This window comes from Dehalogenimonas sp. THU2, from assembly GCF_039749495.1.
Classification (GTDB): domain Bacteria; phylum Chloroflexota; class Dehalococcoidia; order Dehalococcoidales; family Dehalococcoidaceae; genus Dehalogenimonas.
Window position 1 is genome coordinate 82,753 of sequence record NZ_JBDLLU010000008.1, and the last position, 6,528, is coordinate 89,280.

4 protein-coding genes and 1 pseudogene are annotated in these 6,528 nt (G+C 50.5%); 1 reads left to right on the top strand and 4 read right to left on the bottom strand.

The window, feature by feature from the left end; all coding sequences use genetic code 11:
* Positions 1-25 precede the first annotated feature (25 nt).
* Both ABFB09_RS05805 and ABFB09_RS05810 read right to left on the bottom strand, forming a co-directional pair.
* Entirely contained in the window at positions 26-1,381 is a 1,356-nt protein-coding gene (locus tag ABFB09_RS05805; protein ID WP_347000558.1) for a DNA polymerase III subunit beta, read from the bottom strand.
* A 27-nt stretch (positions 1,382-1,408) separates the two neighbouring features.
* The gene (locus ABFB09_RS05810) at positions 1,409-2,098 is read right to left on the bottom strand and encodes a hypothetical protein (RefSeq protein ID WP_347000559.1); all 690 of its coding nucleotides are present in this window, start codon (positions 2,096-2,098) and stop codon (positions 1,409-1,411) included.
* Between the two features lie 523 nt (positions 2,099-2,621).
* Here ABFB09_RS05810 and ABFB09_RS05815 point away from each other — a divergent pair.
* Positions 2,622-5,435 carry an AAA family ATPase gene (locus ABFB09_RS05815; protein ID WP_347000560.1) on the top strand — a complete coding sequence of 938 codons (2,814 nt, stop codon included), beginning with the start codon at positions 2,622-2,624 and terminating at the stop codon, positions 5,433-5,435.
* Positions 5,436-5,516: 81 nt separating this feature from the next.
* Here the strand turns inward: ABFB09_RS05815 and ABFB09_RS05820 are convergent, their stop codons facing one another.
* Both ABFB09_RS05820 and ABFB09_RS05825 read right to left on the bottom strand, forming a co-directional pair.
* Entirely contained in the window at positions 5,517-6,053 is a 537-nt protein-coding gene (locus ABFB09_RS05820) for a hypothetical protein (RefSeq protein ID WP_347000561.1), read from the bottom strand.
* Between the two features lie 9 nt (positions 6,054-6,062).
* A pseudogene (locus ABFB09_RS05825) lies at positions 6,063-6,528 on the bottom strand (DUF192 domain-containing protein); the annotation flags it as partial.

The following is a 6,528-nucleotide window of genomic DNA, read 5'->3' on the forward strand; positions in this document are numbered from 1 at the left end:
GCGGCTGTTTTGCGAGTTCAAGCGTTCAAGTTTCAGACTTGCAGGCTACGGCGACTGGTTCTTTCGCCTTGCTGGGCTTCTTGGCCTTCGGCTTCTCCGCCTTGGTGATGGCCTCGGCTTCGGCGACGGCTTGGGCGACTTCCTCGGCGGGTACTGGCTCGACTGTCGGTTCCGGCGCGACCGCTTCGGCTGTCTCGGCCTTCGACTCGGCAGGTTCGGCGGGCGGGGGTGTTTCGGCTTTCGCGGGTTCGGCGGTCTTGGCCGTGTCCGCCGGCTTTTTCCCTTCCGGCAGAAGCATCGGCATGACCACCAGCTCATAGTCCGGCGTGGTGAAAAGTATCGGCGACCTTGCGTCCTTGACCTTAAGCTCGACCATCCCGCCAGAGGCTCTTAATGCTTCGGCGAGATATCCGCCGTCAAGCCTTACCTTGATAGGTTCGCCGGTGGTGTCGGCGGGTATCTCCGCCGTCCCCTTGTCGTCGGTGCTAGAGACGACCATCTTGCCGTCTCCGATGATAAGGTCTAAGGCGTAGGCTTTGACATTGGCGACGACCCTAAGTGAGCTAACCGCCTTCATCGCTTCGTTGGTATCGAAGCTGGCGCGGGTACTTGCTTCGGCGGGTATCAGCTTCTCATAGTCCGGGAAGCTCCCGCCGCATCCCCGCCACGTGTAGCGGATTAGCTCCGTGTCGAGGACTAGGCTCATGGGGTCTTTGTCGCCGTTCTTTTCCAGCGACAGCCTTACCCGCCGCGCCCGTCGAAGAGCGCCGGTGACGCCTTTAAGGTCATCGCGGCTAATAAGCACCTGTCCCTCATCCCCGTCGAAAGGTAGCTTCATCGCGGCGAGTCGGTAGCCATCGGCACTCACTAAGGTGAGCTTGCCGTCTTTCACCTGAAAGAGAACACATTGGAGAATGGGGCGGGCGGTCTCATCCGAGGTGAAGGGCAGTACCCTTGAAAGGGCGTCCGATAGCTCCGTCGCGCCGAGGTTGGGGCTGACCGAGTTCGAGGGGCTTACCCTGATGTCGCACAGGGTAAGGGGTGTCTTTTCGCCGACCCAGGCCATGTGTTCGAGGTAGCTGGTATTGGCTCCGCAGACCACCTTAAGGCATTTTCCGGCGACCCGCGATACGCTGGCATCGCCGTTAGACGGGACTATCTTGACGATATTCGACCCGCCTAAAGACTTAAGATAGGTGAGAAAGCCTTTCCGCCCGATTGTAAGGTCAAGAAGCATCGCCCTTTCGGCGAGTGTTCTCGATAAGGCGTTGACCAGTACCGCCTTGTGCGCTAAAAAGCCCTGACCTGAACGCTTGCCCTCGATATTCAGTTGTTCGATTGTCCGACCCCCTCTTGCTATCCGATAGGTGGGCAACTCCATCGGCTTCGCCTAGTAGTAAGCTATCGGCTACCCGCAATTCGCTGGCATAGCCGAAGCTCCCACTGTATTAGTTGCGAAATTGGCCTGTTTTGTGACATCCGAAAACAGAGATTGTTGTTCACGGCGCCGGAAACGGCAGAGAGATTGGCGCTCCGTTTCATCTAAAGGCAACCCATCCCGCCGCTTTTCGGCGATGGCGATTAGCCTGTCGGGACATTGGAGTAAGAAGGTGCTGGCATCCAGCCAGGCATCGAGGTCCAACGCCCTGTCATCGGCAATTAGATCGCCGAGTTCGGTAGTGTTGCCTTCATCGTCTATGACCGGCCTGTTGAGACTATCGAGCTTGACCGCTTTGGGACAAGCCGCAAACAGCCAGTCCTCTTTACACTTCCGCCGCTGTGCCTTGCTACAGTCCCCGCAGGTAAGGCCGTTGTCTATCCGGTAACGCTTCCGCCAATACAGGGCTTGGGCGCGGCTGGCGATACGGTACATCGCCGCTTCGGTGAACGGATGGTGGCCGTTATGCCGTTCCACATCGGCAAGGGTGATGATGATGTCGTGAAGAAGGTCATCCCGTTCATCCGGCTTGGCCTTACCGCTGAACTTCGATGCTATGGTATAGAATGTAAGCCAGTTGCCGGAAAGATGATCGTAGCCGTTGCCGAAGATATTGGCTTGCTTTGGCCTTGAGCTTCGATTAGACTTGAAACCACGCAAGGCGCTTGTCTTAGTGGTCCGACAGGTGGCGACCTTTCCGCACCATCGGCAAACGCCTTGCCTTTCTTTTAGCACCCATACCCTATGACACCGGCTACAGAAGCCCCCAGGCCGGTTCTGTTCCCCCGCTACTGTTACGCTTGAACTCACGCTTTCCCCCTTTCGGGCAAGCGTTCAGGTCAAGGCTTTTCGTGTTCAGTTGTTAAGGTGCGTTTTGCGTGTTTTTCCAGCTTCATTGTCAAACAAAAAGTCATTTTGAACACTCCGAAGAACTAGCTGTATTTACGCCCTCTCCACCGTGGACTGTTTGACAAACGGAGAACAAATCACATCCAAGTTTGAATTTTCGCATAGGGACGTCTGCGAGTAAGACAAACATTAACTGGATGAACACTCTCTACTTGGGATCGGAAACATGTATTGCTTCATAAAAGCCCTTCGGTCTACAATGCTAAGGAGTTCTTGCGCTGTATACGGATCAGGCTACATCGGATTAACTTACATACACAGTAGGAGGTCTAAAATGATGGTCTATGATAAGGGCGCAAAGAACCACCCAACTGGTGATGAAATCCTTTCTTTATTGACCAGATTACCCGGCGCAGTCGGAAGTCTTGTTTTTGCGTTTCCAGGCAGTCGGTCAGAAAATGATGCGTGGCTGGATTTGTGGTTTCTCGAACGTAACCGAAAATATTTCAATCAAGCGATCACTGACGAGGATAAATGTCTTATTCACGAGACATTTCCTACCCTGAGTCAAGGTGCACTTGCTGAACCAGTACGCCTAAAATCTATCGAGCCTCACTACTTCAGAGGATTTCGTTCGCTTCAGCAACCGATTGACGTGGATGGAAATCTAGTTGTGTTTGAGGGGCGAAACAGCTCTGGCAAAACAAGCCTTGCAGAGGCGCTCGAGTGGCTATTTACCGGCCAGCTATCAAGACGTGAAAACAAAGAATTGGGTAGTCCGCGAGAATTAGAAAAATGCATTGGGAATGAGTTTCGTCCGGAAAACCATCAGACTTGGGTCAAGGCAACTTTTACTTTCAGGGAGGATGAAAAGACCAGACCACTCACCATGTGTCGGGTTTTAAAGTGCGACTACGGATCTACTTTGGAATCAAAGTGTAACTCCACGCTTTCAATAGATGATGTTGAGCTTTCAAGGGAGGAAGAGTTACAAGAGCTAGATCGGTTATTTGCTTCCGAAACCCCTTTGCTGATGCAACATACGCTACGGGATTTTGTGCAAAATAACCCCCGCGACCGCCGGAAATACTTTGAACGTTTATTAAAACTTGAAGAATTGACTGATCTGATTGGAAAGGCGGTTGTAGGCCCTGTTCGTTTGAAAGAGTTCTTGAGCCCGACGGAGAGTAGGGCCTTAAAAGACTTACATACTCTTGAAGGATTGATAGATAATGACAAGTCAAAAAAGGCTTGTGGTCAGCTATATCAGAGCAAAGAGGGCGATCTCTTAGAGAGAATACGTCAGTCTCTCATGAAAGTCGCACGCCAAGAGGTTATTGGAGTAGTAAGTGAAACCACCGAATTCGACCAGATTTGCACAATCTTTCAACAAGAACAGGAAAAGGCCAAACAGAAATCGTTCCCCCTTCTAGATAAATTGCGTCCGAAAAGGTTGCTCGATACCCATACGAAAATGGATTATACCAAGGAAACAGAAGACATTTGTATTCAAGTTAACAGGGCTTGGAGAGAATTTGAATCAGCAAGTGAAGCCGCTAAGGCAGTAGGTGAGGAGCGTATCGTAATATCACAAGTCTTAGGAATTCTTATGCACAATAAGCTTGTTCGAGACGGATTACCAACACAGAAATGCCCCTTGTGCGAATATAAAAACATTGAGACGCTCACGACAGCGCGAATTTCAGAAATACGGGGTTGGGCGCCAACACAAGAAGCCGAGAAATCCACAAGACAAGCCTTGCAACAAAGTTTCAATCTTCTAGTTCAACTCGCGGGAAAAGTCGTGAAAGAATGGGAAGAATTCATCCCCAAATCTCCTTCCGACGAAGAATGGCAAGATGCCTTACAAGAGACAAATGATGAACTGAAAGTAGCCACCCAAGCATTGCGGAAGATAAGAGATGAAGTAACTATGAGATATGCCACGAATCTGTCATACCTCAAAGACTTAAGTAGAAAGCCGCCCGTGATCCCGGAAAGTCTAAGCAAATGTGAAGAGCATATGGGGCGATTTCTGAAAGCTATTAGAGAATTTGACGATATCGTGGCGATTGTCCACCAATATAGGGATGCCTTCTCCAAAGTCGAAGGTGCCACCAGCGCTGTGGCTAGGGTGGACCCAAAGTATAGAATGCGAGAGGCATGGTTGTTATGCGCACAGAATTGTGTTGCGGTGGCAGAAGACCTCAGGTGGGAATATGCAAAGCGCGCAACGCAGAATGACTTGGAAACCATCCGTGATGCGTTGATCAACTACAGGAAACATTTCCTTGAAGCCAAACGAACATCTTTTAACAACGGAATCGAAGCAGTCTGGCGATCGCTTCGATCTGATAAGTATTCGTCATTTAGCCAGCTCCACATTCCTGAACCTAGAGGAAGGGGCTTTCCCATCGAGATTGAGGTGAAAGCGGTCTTAGATGATGGCGAACAGAAAAAAGAAGTTGACGCACTGAGGGTATTCAGTGAATCTCAGGTCAATGCGCTTGGAATAGCTGCGTTCGTCACAAGGTCTAAAATGCTCGGTCATCGAATGTTAATATTTGATGACCCCGTCCAATCGATGGACGAAGAACACTTCAAGACATTTGCGAAGGAAGTGCTCAATCATGTTCTTGAAGAAGGCTTTCAAGTAATACTGTTAACACATAATGACACATTCTCTCGAGACATCAGTTATTATCATCAAGACCGACCAGAGCCTGAATATGTCACTATGAAAACCGTACTTAATAAACGAAAAGGTTGTATTATCGAGGAAGGCAATAGGCGGGTATTTGAACGTCTTAAACGTGCAGAGGAGAAGATTGACGAAGGACATTTAGAGCCAGCTTGGGCATTAATTCGACGAGCGATTGAGAGATTGTATCTCATCGCTCAGGTTAAGTACGGACCGTCGACGTTCGAACCTGGAACTTGGCAGGACCAGACCGCGGATCATATGTGGAATAATGGTGCCGGTGAGATTATTGAGGGTAGGAAACCGGGATCCGGGAAGGAACTATATGATTTACTCGACAAAACCGTAGCTGGTAGTCACGACAAGTCCCCTCGAGGGGAAACTGATTTGCGAAATGGTATCAAATACTTGAGGGGTATGTTGGGAGAGTTACGCTTAGGGGGTTGATTGATAAAGTTAACCAACGGGTTAGTCACGGCTCTTGTCTACAAGAAGCGACCAGCAGAAAAGAGTGGCCACTTCAGATAACTAGTCCGGCTTTCTAATATGATTAGGCCCAATCTCAGGATAGAGAGTAAACAAAGGATTCGACCAATATTGATCTCCAGCTTCGATTCCTTTCTTGGTGAGGTGGTAATAAGTCCGTTCTGGAGCCGGTGGGAACTTATCTTGCATGCTAGACATCTCATTTTGGCCGGTTACCTCGACCCACCCCAGCCGCTTCAACACCCCGAAATACATCAGGAACGAGTGGTAACGCATATGGGTAAACTTCCGTGACACCTTTTTAAGCTGCTTCTGATAGATCTGTTCAGCGAATTCCTCAGTGACATCCACACCCCGGACCACCTGCTTGCTGATGATCCGTTCAGCACGATCCCGTGCGGTCGCCCTGGCCAGGGCTTCTTTATATTCGTAATTGATGTCAGCCTGGGGTGCGCCGCGCTCCGGATCTATCCGCGGTGCACCTTCCGGCCCGTTTCCTAGAAGAAACTCCCGGATAAACCATCCGCAGCCAAACGGCCGGATAAAACCGCCACTTTTCGGTCTCAGTTCCATCACCATAAACCTGCCTCAGACCACCCCTACCGGCTTTTTCGCCAGGGACTCCATGCCCTCAATGATTCTGGTGGTCACCTGGCGAATCGAGGCCAGGTTTTTCTCTAAGACTTTCTTGTCTTGCGCCCATAGAGCGACATAGGGGAAGGATCTTGTTCCGGTATCAAAACCAAAGTGAGCCCCGACAGCAAAGGCGGCACTTTCGGCAATCGTCTCGGCATCTCTCCTGGGGATGTGGAACACGCCTTCGGAGTAGTAATGCGCCACCTCATGAATCAGCGTCTTCAATTGCTGACCGCGGGATTCCTCCGGCCGGACCCAGATTTCCTTGCCGGAAAAGTAGCCCTTGATCGCTGGATTCTGATCCGGCCGGGAATCAAAACCAACAGACACACCCTGAATCCTGACAAGGTGAAGAATGTTATCGAAGAGCTCCTCATTGGCTTCACCGGTAAGCACCGGTACCTCGAATTCAGGCAGC

What these genes read in the sequence shown, in the direction of transcription:
- ABFB09_RS05815 (WP_347000560.1), top strand. Translation starts at nt 2,622, where the DNA reads ATGATGGTCTATGATAAGGGCGCAAAGAACCACCCAACTGGTGATGAA.
- ABFB09_RS05820 (WP_347000561.1), bottom strand. Translation starts at nt 6,053, where the DNA reads ATGGTGATGGAACTGAGACCGAAAAGTGGCGGTTTTATCCGGCCGTTT.
- ABFB09_RS05805 (WP_347000558.1), bottom strand. Translation starts at nt 1,381, where the DNA reads ATGGAGTTGCCCACCTATCGGATAGCAAGAGGGGGTCGGACAATCGAA.